Source organism: Vibrio sp. D173a, assembly GCF_030248475.1.
On the sequence record NZ_JAHGAH010001197.1, the window covers coordinates 1 to 652 of the forward strand.

Below are 652 nucleotides of genomic sequence, written 5' to 3' on the forward strand. Positions count from 1 at the left end.
TCACCAATAATTGGGGTGATCAGTTCGACACCACGCTCTTTACTGATCGCTGATGCTTGCTCTAGCGGGTCTTGCCAGTCATGCATCGACAAGTCAAAGGTGCTGTTGTGAATCGGCATCATCACTTTACCCTTTAGATCGATATGCGCTTGAACACTCTGCTCAGGGAACATGTGAATATCTGCCCAGAGTGAGTTATAAGCGCCCGTTTCAATCATGGTAAGATCAAATGGACCAAATCGTTTACCAATCTCTTTGAAGCCTTCAAAGTAACCAGAGTCACCACTAAAGAATACTTTCTTGTCGTTTCCTTCAATCACCCAACTGCCCCAAAGGGTTTGGTCTCGATCGAGTAAACCACGCCCTGAGAAATGTTGGGTCGGTGTAAAGGTGAACTCAATACCCGCCGCCGTTGCAGACTCCCACCAGTTAAGTTCAACGATCTTCTCTTTACTCACACCCCATTTCTCTAGAATCGCACCAACACGCAGTGGTACTAGGAAGGTTTCCACCTTTTGCGCCAACGCTGTTACCGCTGCTTTGTCTAAATGGTCGTAGTGATCATGGCTAATCACAACAACGTCAACCTCTGGCAACTGTTCAATGGAGATTGGAGTTGGATGAAGACGCTTTGGCCCCATCCACTGTACCG

1 protein-coding gene is annotated in these 652 nt (G+C 47.4%); it reads right to left on the reverse strand.

Going from position 1 to position 652, the window contains the following annotated elements; translation table 11 throughout:
- Nucleotides 1-652: MBL fold metallo-hydrolase (locus KIV40_RS32270; protein ID WP_285353426.1), on the reverse strand; the 652-nt coding region annotated here is incomplete at both ends.